Below are 15,763 nucleotides of genomic sequence, written 5' to 3'. Positions count from 1 at the left end.
AGCTTCAGACAAGTCCGATCAATCTGCGTGAATGGATCAGTCGACTATGGGCGCTTTATGGCAAACCGATTCGAGTAAAACCGTGGTCCCGACTGAAGCTGTGGATGAAGCGCCATTACCTGAAAAACCACCTCGCAGCCGCGTAAAGCACGGCTGGAAGGCGTTTTGGCTGTTGCTGCTGATTATTGCCATCGTGGTAGGGCTCGCGGCTGCCAAAGAGATGCGCACGTCGCGATTTCAAGCTCGCGAGGTCAGCAAGTTCGCCAAGACGCTCACGTATGAGCTAAAACCTGGCCCCAGCGATGCGATTCACTACCCGGGCGCCGGTCCGTTCGACCTGCGTCTGGGCTACAGCTCCATGGGCGAGTTCCTGCCAAGATTGCTCAAGCGCAATTACGTGATTACCGAACAGACCCGCTTTTCCCCGGCGTTGATGAACTACACCGACAAAGGCCTTTTCGTACCCTATGCGGAAAAAATCCAGGCCGGTCTGTCGATCACCGATTGCCGGGCGGCACCGCTGTACCAGTACAAATATCCGCAACAACTCTATGCCAGCTTCGACTCGATCCCGCCGGTCGTGGTCAACAGCCTGCTGTTCATCGAAAACCGCTTCTTGCTCGACCCTCGCCAACCCTTGGCCAACCCTGCGGTGGACTGGCCGCGGTTTGGCATGGCGGCCTACACCCAGGTCGCCAAGATGCTCCATCTGCCTGGCCAATCGGCGGGCGGCAGCACTCTGGCGACGCAACTGGAAAAATACCGGCATTCGCCCGATGGCTTGACCATGTCGGGTGGTGAAAAGATCCGCCAGATGATTTCCGCCAGCGTACGCGCTTATCAGGACGGCCCGCAGACACTCAAGTCGCGGCAGAACGTGGTACGCGACTACCTCAACAGCGTGCCGCTGTCGGCTGTGCCTGGCCACGGTGAAGTGCACGGCATGGCGGAAGGTTTGCGCGTGTGGTACGGCGCCGATTTCAACCAGGCCAACCAACGCCTGGCCAGCGACGCCACGGATCCAAAAAGCCTGGCGGAGAAAGGCTTGGCCTTGCGCGAAATGCTGTCCTTGATGATCGCCCAGCGCCGCCCTTCGCACTACTTGACCAAAGGCCGCGATGAACTGGCTTCGCTCACCGACAGCCATATTCGTCTGCTGGCACAGAACAACGTGATCGACGCGCCTTTCGCCGCGGCGGCATTGGCGAGCAAGGTCACGTACCGCGACTGGGCGACCCAGCCGACCATTCAACCGATCGAAACCAACAAAGGCATCAGCGTGGCGCGCAGTCGGCTGGCGGGGTTGCTCAATCGTCCGTTGTACGACCTTGACCGCCTCGATCTTTCGGCCACCAGCACCCTGCAAGGTGAACTGCAAACCCAGGCCACTGCCTACCTGAAGAAACTCGCCGACCCCGTGTATGCCGCAGAAATCGGCCTGATGGGCGAGCGTTTGCTGACCCCCACCAGCACCACTCAGGTGCGCTACAGCTTCACTTTGTTCGAACTGACCCCGGACGGTTCGCGGGTGCGGGTACAAACTGACAGCACTGACCAGCCGTTCGATATCAATGAAGGCAGCAAACTGGAACTGGGCTCCACCGCAAAAATGCGGGTGATGACGACTTACCTGCAAATCATCGCCGAGTTGCACGATAAATATGCCGACATGAGCGTACCGGACCTGAAGAAAGTCGAAATACCGGAGCAGGACCGCCTCAGCCGCTGGGTCGTCGACTACTTTATCGAGAACAAGGACCACAGCCTGCAACCCTTGCTCAGTGCAGCGCTGGACCGCAAATATTCCGCCAGCCCCGGCGAAGCGTTTTTCACCGGCGGCGGGTTGCACACGTTCAATAACTTCCGCAAGGAAGACAACGGTCGCCTGCCGACCCTGCGCGACGCCCTGCGTGAGTCGATCAACCTGCCGTTCATACGCCTGATGCGCGATATAGTGCGCTACGTCACGTATTCCGGTCCCAACAGCAGCGCCGAACTGCTCAAGGATGACCGCGACCCGCGTCGTCAGGAATACCTGGCCAGTTTTGCCGACCGCGAAGGGACGTCGTTCCTGCTCAAGTTCTGGAAAAAGTACCGCAACAAGGACACCCAGGCACGGCTCGAAACCTTTCTCGATGGTATGCGCCCGACGCCGATCCGCATGGCCGCCGTGCACCGGTATCTGTTGCCACAGGCCAGCCAGCAAAGCTTCAACAGCTTCGTGCGCTCACACCTGACCGGCGCCAAACTCACCGAAAAACTCACCGACGAGCGCCTTGAGCGGCTCTATCAGGCCTACGGCCCCGGCAGCTACGACCTGCCCGACCAAGGCTTCATCGCCAAGGTGCATCCATTGGACCTGTGGATGATGGGCTACCTGCTCAACCATCCGGACGCGACGTTCAAGGACATCGTCAAAGCCAGCCAGTTCGAACGCCAGGAAGTCTACAGCTGGCTGTTCAAGAGCCGGCACAAAGGTGCGCGCGACAATCGCATCCGCACCATGCTGGAGATCGAGGCATTCCTCGACATTCACCAGCGCTGGCAGAACGTCGGTTATCCCTTCGACCATCTGGTGCCTTCACTGGCCACAGCCATCGGCAGCTCCGGCGACCGCCCTGCGGCACTGGCCGAGTTGATCGGCACCATCCTCAACGACGGCGTGCGCATGCCGACGCTGCGTATCGACAGCCTGCACTTTGCCGCCGGGACGCCGTATGAAACCAAGCTGATCAATGACCCGGATGTCGGTAAACGGGTCATGCCTGCGGAAGTTGCCAAAGCGATGCGCGAAGCCCTGTCGCAAGTGGTGGACGCCGGGACCGCCAAACGGCTGGCCGGCAGTTTCAAACTGCCCGATGGCGCACCGCTGGCCATGGGTGGCAAGACCGGCACTGGCGATAACCGTATCGAAGCCATCGGTTCGGGTGGGCGGATTCTCAGTTCGAAATCAATCAACCGCACGGCGACCTTCGTCTTCTATATCGGCGACACCCACTTCGGCACGCTGACCGCTTACGTACCGGGACGCTCGGCTGAAGCATTCAAGTTCACCTCTGCCCTGCCGGTACAGGTGCTCAAGGGTATGGCGCCGATCCTGACGCAGTACCTGCAACCGGGGACCCATACGATGTGTCTGCCGGTTCAAGTGGCGCAGCAATAGCCTCTGCGTGGTGGTCTCGGGAAAGTGTTGTGATGCCTGCAAAAAAATCCCGAGATCGCTCGTCAGACTTCCGAATCCCAGACCACCGTGACGTTGCCTCTGTAGGTTTTTCCAGGCCCGGTGAGCATTTCCTCGACTTGCTCGCGGCCGATTTCGAAGTGCAACGTGCCGGGTCTGCGATCGACGTAGTGCCCCGGCATGAAGAGTTCTGTGCCGCTGCCATCGCGCAACAATGCGCGGCGATTGACCGATTGTCCGGAGGCATCGGTGATGCCTCCGGGAAGGCTGACGAAGATATTCATCGGGACCGCGTGACCAGCAACCGGATCGTACACGGAGCACTCATTGCCGCCGCTGTACTGGCATTCGAGCTGCATCTTGAAGCGGCTGGATGCCGACAGATTGAAAGTCTGGTCGCGGAACAGACGTTCCGGGCGGCGGTTGCGTTGCAACCACGCCTGCCAGCCACCCTGTGGAAGCAGCTCGATGTGATTGCCACCGGGCGGCACTTCGACCTTGAGGGTGTGTTGCACATCAAGGTTGAAGTTGAAGGTCAACGTGCTGTCGTTGGGGATCATGATGTCGCCGAAGTCGAAATCCTGATTCGGCCCGACGGTGTAAGTGATCGATCCGGTGTAATGCCCCGTGGACATGCCCAAAGGGTTGGGCGTTCTCAGTTCATAGGCGTATTCGAAGTTGACGTACGCGATCGCAGGAACTTCGGAAATGGTATTCAGGATGCAAGCTCCAGCGCCTTCGGGAACTAACCAGAACCACAGCCGATAGGTGTTGGTTCCCACCGTGTACCCGGTGGACTGACAAGGAGCAGGGGCATACGTAAAATCACGAGGACCCCATGAGCGAGTGCCTCCAGAATGCGTGTCAAACCGATTGCCGATGCCGGCAATACGCATTTCTACCGTCTCCCGCTCCCCTCTGTCGGAAACCACCTCAAAACGTCGCCAATCGGATGGCAACTTGAACATCACCCCCCTGCGCGGATTTTCGGCACCTACCAGCATCGGTGCGTTCGACCTGAAATTCAGATCCCACGTGCGGATACTGAGAATACCTAATTCCTTACATCGCTCGGGAATGTGTCCAGGGCAGATACCGCTTTCCAGTGTCGTATTAACGAATCTGTTGACCGTTGGATTGGCCGGATCCGGGCGAAAAACCGCCGTGATCTCTTGCGTGGCGGCACTGACAACCTGCGCGCCAAACCACAGCACAATCCCTGCGCCAAACGTCGTTATGCGATTTTTTGCCGCTCTTGTTTTCCGATACATCGTTGCATCCCTGAATCACTGAATCACCTGGCAACCGAACTCTTCAAGGCGCCAACGCTTCGAAAATCATGTGCACGCTGCCGAAGTAAAGTCGATTTTATTCGTCATAACCNCGCCAAACGTCGTTATGCGATTTTTTGCCGCTCTTGTTTTCCGATACATCGTTGCATCCCTGAATCACTGAATCACCTGGCAACCGAACTCTTCAAGGCGCCAACGCTTCGAAAATCATGTGCACGCTGCCGAAGTAATCGCCCGGTTGGTAGCCGTCCGGTATGTCAGCTGCGGCCACTTCCAGCCCCACACGCTTGCCGAGTCGGCCATCGAGTTCGGAGATCACTTGCTCGGCATCCACCGTGAGGCGTTTTCGGTTGAACGTCACGATCAAGGCAATGTTGTCGCTGGGCCTGCCGTTGCTCAGATACGGCTCGGCGTTGAGCCGTGCGGAAATACCGCCGTTGGTGTTTTTTACATCGAAATTTTTACGCAACGAGGTCAACTGGCCCGTCACCGGGTTGAAGTGCAGCGGTTGCTCCTGATGAATCCAGNATACCGCCGTTGGTGTTTTTTACATCGAAATTTTTACGCAACGAGGTCAACTGGCCCGTCACCGGGTTGAAGTGCAGCGGTTGCTCCTGATGAATCCAGTCGGATTCCGACGGAGTCGTAGACAACACCGACATTGATCTGCGGCCCCGCGTTCGCCATCAACGGCAGCCAACCTGCAAACAGCAATGCCCATCGATAATTCATTCTCCTGACCTCATGGTGTTTAACAGCGGAACAGCTCGATTGGTGCGGTGATCAAACTTCCGAATCCCAGACCACCGTGACGTTGCCGCTGTAGGTTTTGTTATCGCCATCGAGCATTTTTTCGACCTCATCGCGGCCAATTTCGAAGTGCAGAGTTCCGGGTTTTCGTGCGATGTAGAATTTCGGCTCAAAGCGTTCAGTACCCATACCATCGAGCAACAAGGGACGGCGGTTGACCGCTTGGCCAGAGTCATCGGCCATGCCGCCGGGCAGGCTGACGGCAATATTCAGTGGCACGTTTCGCCCGGACACGGGTTCCTGCAACGCGCAGGTATTGCCCTCGGTGAACTGACATTCAAGCTTCATCTTGAACTGGCTGGAGGCCGATATATTGAAGGTCTGGTCACGGAACAGCCGCTCCGGACGGCGATTGCGTTGCAACCACGCCTGCCAACCGCCTTGGGGAAGCAACTCAATCCGGTTGCCGCCCGGTGGTATTTCCACCTTTAGGATGTGTTCCACGCTCAACACAAAATCGATGGTGATCTGGGAATCGTGAGGGACAATTACATTGCCTATATCGAAGTCCATGCCTGGCCCGACGCTGTAAGTGATGCTGCCTCTATAGATTCCGGTCGCCATCTTCAGAGGGTTGGGTGTACGCAGCTCGTAACCAAAATGCAGGTAGCGATAATGGAGTGTGGGAATATCAAACAACGCTGTCTTGGCACAGGCACCGACATTTTCCGGCACCCTCCACATGAACATGGCGTAATAGCTGAGGCCAGCTACCGAAGTCGTGGAAACACAGGGAGCAGGCGCGAAGCTCCAACTGCGGCCGCTCCATAGCTGATGCCACCCCTGCCCCCCCGTCAAATCCTCCACATGAGCGTTAAGGTCGACGCGTCCACCCACTCCCGATATTCGGACTTCCAATTGCTCGGTGTCTTCGTCGTTCGAAACGGTCAGCGTTCGCCATTCCGAGGGCACCTTCAGGTAAGCCCCTTCTCGGCGATCGGTATGATTGGCCAATACCTTGCCACCGGTCGTTTGCGGAAGACCTCCCAAGGGCATGCCCAAGCTGAACAAATTATTGTTTTTGCAATACACCGCGAAGTAGACGCAATAACCGCTATTGGTCGTTGTATTTTCAAAACGGTTGACCATGGGGTTCGCCGGGTCGGGCCTGAAACGCGCAGTCACCTCGACAGAACCAGCCTCGACCAACAGTGGAACGCCGGCAAAACATATCGCTACCAGGTATCGTCCGAGATCATTCTTCAGCGAATGTATAAATTTCATTTTTTCCTTCCAAGCATGCCTGCAACCCGTATATTCCGGGCTGAAAATGTTGGCCTGCCGTTGCTCAGATACGGCTCGGTATTGATCCGTGCGGAGATACCGCCGTTGGTGTTTTTTACATCGAAATTTTTACGCAACGAGGTCAACTGGCCCGTCACCGGGTTGAAGTGCAGCGGTTGCTCCTGATGAATCCAGTCGGACNCCGTTGGTGTTTTTTACATCGAAATTTTTACGCAACGAGGTCAACTGGCCCGTCACCGGGTTGAAGTGCAGCGGTTGCTCCTGATGAATCCAGTCGGACTCCGACGGGGTTGTAGACAACACCGACATTGATCTGCGGCCCCGCGTTCGCCATCAGCGGCAACCAACCTGCAAACAGCAGTGCCCATCGATAATTCATTCTCCTGACCTCATGGTGTTTAACAGTGGAACAGCTCGATCGGTACGGTGATCAAACTTCCGAATCCCAGACCACCGTGACGTTGCCGCTGTAGGTTCTGTTATCGCCATCGAGCATCTTTTCGACCTCTTCGCGGCCGATTTCAAAGTGCAGGGTGCCAGGTCTGCGATCGACGTAATGCCCCGGCATAAAGAGTTCAGTGCCACTGCCATCTCGCAACAATGCGCGGCGATTGACCGATTGTCCTGAGGCATCGGTGATGCCGCCGGGAAGGCTGACGAAAAGGTTCAACGGCACGGTGTGTCCACTCTTTGGCTCATGCAGAAGGCACTCATTGCCGCCGCTGTACTGGCATTCGAGCTGCATCTTGAAGCGGCTGGATGCCGACAGATTGAAAGTCTGGTCGCGGAACAGACGCTCCGGGCGGCGGTTGCGTTGCAGCCAGGCCTGCCAGCCCCCCTGTGGAAGCAGCTCAACGTGATTGCCACCGGGCGGCACTTCGACCTTGAGGGTGTGTTGCACATCAAGGTTGAAGTTGAAGGTCAACGTGCTGTCATTGGGGATCATGATGTCGCCGAAGTCGAAATCCTGATTCGGCCCCAACGTGTATTTAATCGATCCTTGGTATCGCCCCGTGGACATACCCAGCGGATTGGGGGTTCTCAGCTCATAGGCATATTCGAAATTAAAATAGTGGAGCCAGGGAATTTCCTCTCTGGCTATCTTTACGCATGAGCCGGCGTTCTCCGGAACCCTCCAGAACCACAAATACATTTGCGAGTGTCCAGCCCCAAATCCAGTACTCAGACAAGGAGTTGGGGCGGAATTGAAGCGGCCGTTCCAGGAATCGATTGTTGCAGGACTCTTGACATCAAAGCGATTACCAACGCCAGCAATACGTACTTCAACTGTATGGTGTTCGCCACGCTCCGACACCACATCGAATCTGCGCCATTCAGAGGGTACCTTGAACATCACACCCTGGCGTTCAGACACACCTGGTCCCGCAGGCATCGGTCCGGTGGAGGTAAACTTTATGTCGTTGGAGCGAATGCTGAAAATGCCAAGTGACTTGCACAGCTCAGATGCGAAGGAGGGGCAGTACCCGCTTTCCGGTGTCGTATTAACGAATCTGTTGACCGTTGGATTGGTCGGATCCGGGCGAAAAACCGCCGTGATCTCTTGCGTGGCGGCACTGACAACCTGCGCGCCAAACCACAGCACAATCCCTGCGCCAAACGTCGTTATGCGATTTTTTGCCGCTCTTGTTTTCCGATACATCGTTGCATCCCTGAATCACTGAATCACCTGGCAACCGAACTCTTCAAGGTGCCAACGCTTCGAAAATCATGTGCACGCTGCCGAAGTAATCGCCCGGTTTGTAGCCATCCGGCATGTCAGCCGCGGCTACTTCCAGCCTCACACGCTTGCCGAGTCGGCCATCGAGTTCGGAGATCACTTGCTCGGCATCCAGCGTGAGTCGTTTTTGGTTGAACGTCACGATCAAGGGAATGTTGTCGATGGGCCTGCCGTTGCTCAGATACGGCTCGGCGTTGAGCCGTGCGGAAATACCGCCGTTGGTGTTTTTCACATCGAAATTTTTACGCAACGAGGCCAACTGGCCCGTCACCGGGTTGAAGTGCAGCGGCTGCTCCTGATGAATCCAGTCGGACTCCGACGGGAGCACGTAAAACTCCGCGGTGGGAATGGTGACCGCCACCTCGAACGTTTCGCGCTCGGTGATCGCTTGCGCTGCACCACTGGACACCAGGAGCGCCAGTGATAGGGTTACCCGCGTTGCCTTGAACATTTTTTGTCACCTGACACAGTCAATATGGCCACTCGCACAGAGAGTTTCAGCCTTTGAGTTCCATCACTTTCGTCGCCTTGCCTTCGATCAGCGTGAAGCTATAAGCACGACCGCGCTGTTTTTCGAACTCGAAGGTACGGCCTGGCAAAATGTGATGTTTGGTGGTCGGTTGGCAGTCGTTTTCATCCTTGACCGCGCAGTCCCTGAACTCATCGATCACCACCACGGAATTGCCTTGATTGCGCATCCGGTACTGACCGGGGCCGTCATCTATCGCGCTGTCGAAGCGGGTCTGGGCGGGCCGTACAAAAAACACCGTGCCGTAACCGGCCAGCACATTGACCCCGGCAGACAAGCCCTTTTTGTACTCTTCGCGCTCCTCGGCGGACACGGCGAACTCATCTTCCTTTTCCGGCACCACCGGCACGAAGCGCACGCGGAAATACCGCTCTTTTTCACGCTCGCCCATGAACACCAGACGGCTGCCTTGCATGCCGTTGGCCGGGACAATCAACCGTGCGGGGCTGGCCATCAACCCGTCGCGGGCAGCGGTATCGGCCTGGGTTGCCAGGGGAATTTCCCGCGAAGTGCCATCCGCGTCGTAGATAATTTCCAGGATGTTGACCTTGACGAACGCAGTGGCATCACCGCCGTTGAACACGCGCTTCAGATAGGTACTTTTGTCGGCATCCAGGTAGTCGTAGACGACACCGACATTGATCTGCGGCCCCGCGTTCGCCATCAGCGGCAACCAACCTGCAAACAGCAATGCCCATCGATAATTCATTTTCCTGACCTCATGGTGTTTAACAGTGGAACAGCTCGATTGGTGCGGTGATCAAACTTCCGAATCCCAGACCACCGTGACGTTGCCCCTGTAGGTTTTGTTATCGCCATCGAGCATCTTTTCGACCTCTTCGCGACTGATTTCGAAATGCAGGGTTCCGGGTCTACGCTCGACATAAAAACCGGGTTGAAACAGTTCGGTGCCGCTGCCGTCACGTAACAACGGACGGCGGCTGACCGGTTGACCAGAGGGGTCCGTCAGGCCATTGGGCAAGCTCACGCTGATGTTCAGCGGCACCGAATGCCCGGAGATCGGCTCATACACGGAGCAGGTATTGCCGCCATCGTGGTATTGGCATTCGAGCTGCATCTTGAAACGTGACGAGGCTGATACATTGAAGGTCTGGTCGCGGAACAACCGCTCCGGACGGCGATTGCGTTGCAACCAGGCCTGCCAGCCGCCCTGGGGGACCAGTTCCACTCGGTTGCCACCGGGTGGGACTTCCACCTTGAGCGCATGCTGCACATTGAGGGTGAAGTTGAACTTCATCGATTTGTCGTCAGCGATCACCACATCACCGAAGTCGAAATCACCGCCTGGCCCTATGCTGTATTCGAGCGAGCCCGTGTATTCCCCGGAAGACATGGACAACGGATTGGGCGTTTTCAGCGCGTACGCATATTCCGTTTTCGAAAATGCAAAGCGTGTTATGTCCGCTATCGGCGCTCTCTTATTACAGGCACCTGCATCTTCAGGAACTATCCAGAAGAAGCGCAGATTGGGCCCTATACCCGAGATAAGTCCGGTTGAGCGACACGGGGGGGCGGAGAACCACGAGGACGACGGCCATACACTAAAATCTGGACGCGTCGATGTATGTTGACCAATTCCAGAGATACGCATTTGCACGGTTTCCACTTCGCCCGTGCGAGTGTGAGTGACCTGAAAAGCTCGCCATTCGGAGGGCACCTTGTACATCACCCCCTCCCGAGGATTGGTGTGACCCGCATAAATAACGGGCACCCCCGGCCCCAGGTCCGGTGTTGAACCACTGAGAGGCGCTTCAATGGAAAAATATCCGTGATGTTTACAAATCGTATGACCAAAATCGGCACAAAAGCCGCTGATCGGCGTGGTGTTGATGAATTCATTCTTCAGCGGATTCGCCGGATCAGGTGTAAAGACCGCGGTGATTTCCTGAGTCAGCGCATGGGCTGCCGGCGCGAACACCGCACACAGCAATCCGGCCAGGTAATTTTTCAAGCAACTTTTCATCATTATCCCGCCGAGTCCACCGAGAAGGTGGTGTTGGCCAAGGTGTCCGGCGAGCACCGCAAATCCCCGATCATCAACACATTGTTTTCACTGCGCGCATTGCTGGGGTCGAGGCGGAATTGGCACAACAATTCCTCGCCCCGGCGCACTTCAAGGGTTGGCGAACCCGCGTTCATTTCCATGGAGAAGAAGCCGTCCACCTCACTGACGCCACGGCTGGCGTGGTTGATGACGTGGTGCCCCTTGAGCGGCTTGCCCTGCGGGTCGAGCAGGCGCCCGAGTACGGTCAGGGTTTTGCTCACGGTGATCTTGCGGTAGTCCACCCCGCCCTTGTTCAGGTGATAGCGGGTTCGCTGCGGCTGGATACTCGCCGATGGCACGTGATTGCCTTCGAAGTCGAAGCTGACCGAACTGTTTTTGTAGGCGGTCAGCGGCACGAAGTTGCGCCCGGGACGCAAAGTCGCACTGCCGCCACTGAGGTCGTCGGCGCGCAGGGCGATTTCGTCGAGATCGGTTTCCACATCAATGATCATCCCGGCGCCACCGGTGTGATGCTGGCTGGTCATGACCATGTTCTGCTTACCCACGGCCACGGTGCTGTCGAGGTTCAAACCACCGGTGTAGTTACCGTTGTAGGAGGAGCGCTGGAGGAAGGCATCGCCATTGAACGCATCGGCCTCAAAACTGGTAAGGCCGGACAACCCGACGCCATAGGTATCGGCCAGGGCCGTCACAGAGACGCTTTGCAGCACATGGTCTTCAAGGGTCTTGCGATAAGACAGCGAGCCATTGTTGTCGCGCCCGCCCTCCCGCGCAGTTCGAGTGCCGATGCTGCCCGACCATTGTTCACCCGGGCCCCCAAGCGCCACACTGACGCTCAGGTCGACCCCGCGATTGCGTTGGTCGCCACTGCTATAACTGCCCGGTCGGTCGAACACCGAGAAGCGCCAGTTGGCATCACTGCCAAACAGCACGGTTCTTTGCGACCAGCCCAGATCGAGTGCGGCACCTTCGGTATTGCCCTCGCTGTAGGAGACCCGCCCGTTAATCGAATTCTTGCTGTTGAGCCGATGATTGATCGCCAGCGAGGTGTTGCTGGTCTGGCCGATAAATACGTTGCGCTGACGCACCCGGGTGCCGTCCGGCAAGGTTTCGTAGGTGTTGGTGGTGTCCAGCCAACTGCGGTTGTGTGTGGCAAACAGGTTTCCGGAGCCATAACTGTAATTGGCTTGCAGGTCCATCCCGGTGCCGTGGTCCTGGGTTCGATAAAGATTGCCGTACAGGCTGGTGTTGTTGGGCAGAGTCCAGTCGATCGACGAACCATACTGCTGTGTACCCTGCAACTGCCGCCCCGACAGCCCTACAATCACCCGCGGGTGCAACAGGTAATTGATGGCTGCGCCGGCCGTCATGTCGCCGTAGGACTGCTCGTCCCAGTTGCTCAGCAGTTTGCTTTCCTGCCCGGCAAACAGGTTGTAGCGCCAGCGTTCATCGAGGTTGCGCCAGTTGCTGGGCTTGTACACCAGCTCCTGGGTTGTCGATGTGATTTGCCCATCTTCGATCAGCCGCACCTCGACTTCGTAAATACCTCCCGGCAACGGCCGGGTGTCGAGGGTTTGTAATCCGGCACTGACCGCCTGTGTGTTGATCAACACGCCATTGCGAAAAATCTCCACCGAGGCCTGGCGGTTGGCAGTGACGTAGATCGGGTAAACGCTGGGTTTTGGGCTGTTGATGGCCAGGCTGTCGGAGCTGCCGTACATCAGGCCCACCGCCGTATCGGGGCTGGCGCCAAACGAACGCAACTGCCGGCTCAGTCCTTCGGAGTTGGGCGTGAAATACCCCAGGCGGACAAAACTGCCCTGTAGCTCACGCTGACCATAAAGCTCATGAACCGCGTGATAGAGCTTGTCATCCGGGCCGCCCAGACGGGCCAATTGCAGGTTCGCGCGCTGAGTCCAGTTACCCAGGCTGCTGCTCGCCTCCAGGCCATAACGCCCGCCCAGGTCCTGATCCTGGCCGCCGTTGAGGTTCAACTGGTTGCGCACGATCAGGCCAGTACTGCCGTTTTCAGGCAGATCGTAATAACGCCGGGCCTCGCTATCGCGTTCGGCATTTTCGGTGGCGATCGATACCAGCGAACTCTGCAAATTGTAATGCACCGCCAGCATTTGCTCCGGGCAACTGCCCTGGCAGGCACCCAGGACAACGCCCTGCTTGAGATAAGCCGCCCAGGTTTCTCGCTCATTGGCAGAAATCGGGCTGTCACCGGTGTCGGTGAATTCCAGCAACGTGACGCGATCATCCTTCGTCAAAACGATCATCGCCTCACCAAGAAACTGTTGATCACGTTCCACTCGTACCGCTAATGGCACATCGAAGAAATGCTCTTCGAATTCCGCCGGCAACCCTTTGGCCTGAGCAAGCAGACTTCGAGGTGTGTTGACGTTATTAGTGGGCGCAGCAACGGCACCAGCACATATAAAAAGTGCAAGCGCTGCCGCGATGGGAGTCATCGGGAACATGATCTTAATACTCGATTACAAATGAAGTCGGCACCTGCTTGTCATCAGGCGATAACAAGCAGGCAAGACCGCTGAATAAAATAGTTTATTCAAAAAGTTTACGATTATGGCTTCATTACAGGCTCGAAAATAACGGCGAAACTGGTGGTGTAGTTGCCATTCTGGCCGGTAGTCGGGGTATCGGCGGTAATGACCATTTCCCGCTGGATGCCCGGCACCGATTCAGTTTCGTCTACGACTTCAGTGGTGGTGTTGCTTAATTCAACGGTGCCGATCTTGACGGTCAATGGAATAGTGTCACGGCCGTTATAGAGTGCCGCATCGCCGTCGATCAGTGCGTTGATGGCGCCTCTCGGGTCAGTGTGCTTGAAGTTGAAGAGACCACGTACACTGGTCAACTCACCGCTGCCCTGTTGGGTCATGGTTTCGTCGCGACCGAAATTACTGTCTTGCGGCGCGACACTGAACAGCGAAGTCGGAACGAACGCCTTGATGTTAATCACCTGGCTAATCGGCTCGGCAGCAAAAGCCATGGAAGAGCTCAGAGCCAGGACGGACATCGGAACAGCGATAGCAAACTTCTTGAACATGTTAAGTACCTGTCTTCTTAATTGGAATAAACGTGAAGTTCTTGCGAGCCGGCCATTTAGATAATGGCGTTTTGACTCACCCTCCTCAACGCGACAGCATGATCAAGTATTTTTACAACAAAGTAAGTAGGAAAATTCCTCAACACATGTAGTTCTTTCAGCCTGTAATTGGGACGAAAAAGTCGCCATCGTCGCAACTTAACTGTTTAACCTTCAGAAATAAACTACATACAGTATTAATCGAAAAAACATACAGATAGTCCCAGCTAAACTTTCTGTAAGGCGTGTGTGATCTACAACATTAATACACGACAATTAGTTCAATTACTCTAAATTACATGAATCCCTCCGGCACCAAGTCTGCTCGCCACGAAATCGACCGTTGATCGGGGATGCTTGCATCCCGACAAAGATATATCTTAAGTTGTATCTAAACACGACAAAGAGAACGCTAGAGATGAGAGACCATCATTCTCCCCACCGCGAACACGGCGACGGTCGCGACGGCTTCGAAAAACGCCCCGGCCGCGAACGCGGTGGTCGCGGGCCACGGGTATTTGCCCCCGGCGATCTGAAATTGCTGTTACTGGCATTGATCGCCGAGCAGCCGTGCCACGGTTACGACCTGATCCGCCAGATCGAAGGCATGTTCGACGGCGCCTACAGCCCGAGCCCCGGTGTGATTTATCCGACCCTGACTTTTCTGGAAGAGAGCGAACTGATTACCGGTGATGCCGAAGGCGGAAAAAAGCGCTACAGCGTCACAGAGGCCGGTCGCCAGTCATTGGCTAAGCAAGCCGTTGCGCTCGAAGGCGTGCGAATGCGCATCGACGTCAGCAAGCGTTCATTGCGCGGGCATGATCGTCCGGCCGAAATTCACGAGGCCGTGCATAACCTGCGCCATGCGTTGCAGTTGCACCATGGACGCTGGAGCCCGGAAGAAATCCAGCGTGTCGCGACGCTGCTGAACAACACCGCCAATGCCATCGTCGACGGCCCCGCCGTTCCATCAACCCAGGAGAAAGCGAATGACTGAAGTGAACACACAAGCCATTCACCGTGTCATGCATGAAATCAAACGTCGTCGCCTGGAAGTCTTGCGCGTGGTTGACCTGACCCCACGAATGCGCCGGATTACCCTGGGCGGGCCGGAGCTGGCGGGCTTCGTCAGCCTCGGCACCGACGACCACGTCAAATTGCTGTTCCCGCAAAATGCCGAGCAAGCCGCGGTGCTGGAAACGCTGGAGCTCGGCGCCGGCAAGAGCGGCGGCCCGATGCCTGAGATGCGTGACTACACCCCGCGCCGCTACGACCTAGAAAAACTGGAGCTGGACATCGATTTTGTCCTGCACGGCGACGGCCCGGCCTCGACCTGGGCCGAGCAGGCCAAACCCGGACAGTTCCTGCACATCGGCGGGCCACGGGGTTCGATGATCGTGCCGGATATCTTCGACAGCTATCTGCTGATCGGCGATGAAACCGCCCTGCCCGCCATCGCCCGACGCCTGGAAAGCCTGGCAGCCAACCGCCGTGCGCTGGTGATTGTGGAAGTGGAAAACGGCAAGGAACAGCAAGTGCTGCAAAGCGCTGCCGAGGTCAATGTGATCTGGGTCTTGCGCGAGGGCGGCAAGGACCATTTGCTGAGCACCGTGCGGCAGATCAAGGTGCCGGCCGGCAGCCTGTATGCGTGGGTTGCGACAGAGAGCAAAGTATCGCGGCAGATCCGTCGGATACTGCTGGATGAGCATGGGCTGGATGAGCAGTTCGTCAAAGCCGTTGGTTACTGGAAGCTGAATGCTGGCGATGATGAGTGATTCAGCCTGACATGACTCCTGTGGCGAGGGAGCTTGCTCCCGCTCGRCTGCGCAG

The 15,763-nt window shown here is 56.8% G+C and carries 12 protein-coding genes; 3 read left to right on the top strand and 9 right to left on the bottom strand.

What is annotated here, in order from left to right:
- Positions 1-46 precede the first annotated feature (46 nt).
- Entirely contained in the window at positions 47-3,163 is a 3,117-nt protein-coding gene (locus ASD60_RS17675; RefSeq protein ID WP_056855228.1) for a transglycosylase domain-containing protein, read from the top strand.
- 62 nt (positions 3,164-3,225) lie between these two features.
- Here the strand turns inward: ASD60_RS17675 and ASD60_RS17670 are convergent, their stop codons facing one another.
- The 9 genes from ASD60_RS17670 to ASD60_RS17630 form a co-directional block, all read right to left on the bottom strand.
- Positions 3,226-4,452, bottom strand: a complete 1,227-nt coding sequence (locus ASD60_RS17670) for a hypothetical protein (RefSeq protein WP_056855227.1) — start codon at positions 4,450-4,452, stop codon at positions 3,226-3,228.
- Positions 4,453-4,657: 205 nt separating this feature from the next.
- Positions 4,658-4,996 (bottom strand): CS1 type fimbrial major subunit, encoded by a 339-nt coding sequence (locus tag ASD60_RS29940; RefSeq protein ID WP_082557609.1) that lies wholly within the window; start codon positions 4,994-4,996, stop codon positions 4,658-4,660.
- Positions 4,997-5,256: 260 nt separating this feature from the next.
- On the bottom strand, positions 5,257-6,507 hold the full coding sequence (locus ASD60_RS17660; RefSeq protein ID WP_236708480.1) for a hypothetical protein: 1,251 nt from the start codon (positions 6,505-6,507) through the stop codon (positions 5,257-5,259).
- A 451-nt stretch (positions 6,508-6,958) separates the two neighbouring features.
- Positions 6,959-8,188 carry a hypothetical protein gene (locus tag ASD60_RS17655; RefSeq protein ID WP_082557608.1) on the bottom strand — a complete coding sequence of 410 codons (1,230 nt, stop codon included), beginning with the start codon at positions 8,186-8,188 and terminating at the stop codon, positions 6,959-6,961.
- Positions 8,189-8,231: 43 nt separating this feature from the next.
- Positions 8,232-8,717, bottom strand: coding sequence for a CS1 type fimbrial major subunit (locus tag ASD60_RS17650; RefSeq protein WP_056855225.1), 486 nt, complete (start codon positions 8,715-8,717; stop codon positions 8,232-8,234).
- A gap of 46 nt (positions 8,718-8,763) precedes the next feature.
- A complete protein-coding gene (locus tag ASD60_RS17645) occupies positions 8,764-9,504 on the bottom strand; it encodes a hypothetical protein (protein ID WP_056855224.1) in 741 nt (246 codons plus the stop codon).
- A 51-nt stretch (positions 9,505-9,555) separates the two neighbouring features.
- Positions 9,556-10,767 carry a hypothetical protein gene (locus ASD60_RS17640; RefSeq protein ID WP_330219575.1) on the bottom strand — a complete coding sequence of 404 codons (1,212 nt, stop codon included), beginning with the start codon at positions 10,765-10,767 and terminating at the stop codon, positions 9,556-9,558.
- Between the two features lie 14 nt (positions 10,768-10,781).
- Complete coding sequence (locus ASD60_RS17635) at positions 10,782-13,304, bottom strand: TcfC E-set like domain-containing protein (protein ID WP_056855222.1); 2,523 nt, start codon at positions 13,302-13,304, stop codon at positions 10,782-10,784.
- Between the two features lie 104 nt (positions 13,305-13,408).
- On the bottom strand, positions 13,409-13,894 hold the full coding sequence (locus ASD60_RS17630; RefSeq protein WP_056855221.1) for a CS1 type fimbrial major subunit: 486 nt from the start codon (positions 13,892-13,894) through the stop codon (positions 13,409-13,411).
- Positions 13,895-14,351: 457 nt separating this feature from the next.
- On the opposite strand from ASD60_RS17630, the gene ASD60_RS17625 reads away from it, so the two are divergent.
- Positions 14,352-14,930, top strand: coding sequence for a PadR family transcriptional regulator (locus ASD60_RS17625; protein ID WP_056855220.1), 579 nt, complete (start codon positions 14,352-14,354; stop codon positions 14,928-14,930).
- Positions 14,923-15,708, top strand: a complete 786-nt coding sequence (locus tag ASD60_RS17620; protein ID WP_056855219.1) for a siderophore-interacting protein — start codon at positions 14,923-14,925, stop codon at positions 15,706-15,708. Before ASD60_RS17625 ends, ASD60_RS17620 begins: the two co-directional genes overlap by 8 nt.
- The last annotated feature ends 55 nt before the right edge of the window (positions 15,709-15,763 follow it).

The organism is Pseudomonas sp. Root562, assembly GCF_001427125.1.
GTDB lineage: Bacteria > Pseudomonadota > Gammaproteobacteria > Pseudomonadales > Pseudomonadaceae > Aquipseudomonas.
The sequence above is the reverse complement of the archived record's forward strand: the minus strand, read 5'-3'. Positions and strand labels throughout refer to the sequence as shown.

Bases quoted from the DNA above. Each gene is read 5' to 3' on its own strand.
- ASD60_RS17650 (WP_056855225.1), bottom strand. From the start codon at position 8,717: ATGTTCAAGGCAACGCGGGTAACCCTATCACTGGCGCTCCTGGTGTCC.
- ASD60_RS17675 (WP_056855228.1), top strand. From the start codon at position 47: ATGGGCGCTTTATGGCAAACCGATTCGAGTAAAACCGTGGTCCCGACT.
- ASD60_RS17645 (WP_056855224.1), bottom strand. From the start codon at position 9,504: ATGAATTATCGATGGGCATTGCTGTTTGCAGGTTGGTTGCCGCTGATG.
- ASD60_RS17625 (WP_056855220.1), top strand. From the start codon at position 14,352: ATGAGAGACCATCATTCTCCCCACCGCGAACACGGCGACGGTCGCGAC.
- ASD60_RS17660 (WP_236708480.1), bottom strand. From the start codon at position 6,507: ATGAAATTTATACATTCGCTGAAGAATGATCTCGGACGATACCTGGTA.
- ASD60_RS17620 (WP_056855219.1), top strand. From the start codon at position 14,923: ATGACTGAAGTGAACACACAAGCCATTCACCGTGTCATGCATGAAATC.
- ASD60_RS17655 (WP_082557608.1), bottom strand. From the start codon at position 8,188: ATGTATCGGAAAACAAGAGCGGCAAAAAATCGCATAACGACGTTTGGC.
- ASD60_RS17635 (WP_056855222.1), bottom strand. From the start codon at position 13,304: ATGTTCCCGATGACTCCCATCGCGGCAGCGCTTGCACTTTTTATATGT.
- ASD60_RS17630 (WP_056855221.1), bottom strand. From the start codon at position 13,894: ATGTTCAAGAAGTTTGCTATCGCTGTTCCGATGTCCGTCCTGGCTCTG.
- ASD60_RS17670 (WP_056855227.1), bottom strand. From the start codon at position 4,452: ATGTATCGGAAAACAAGAGCGGCAAAAAATCGCATAACGACGTTTGGC.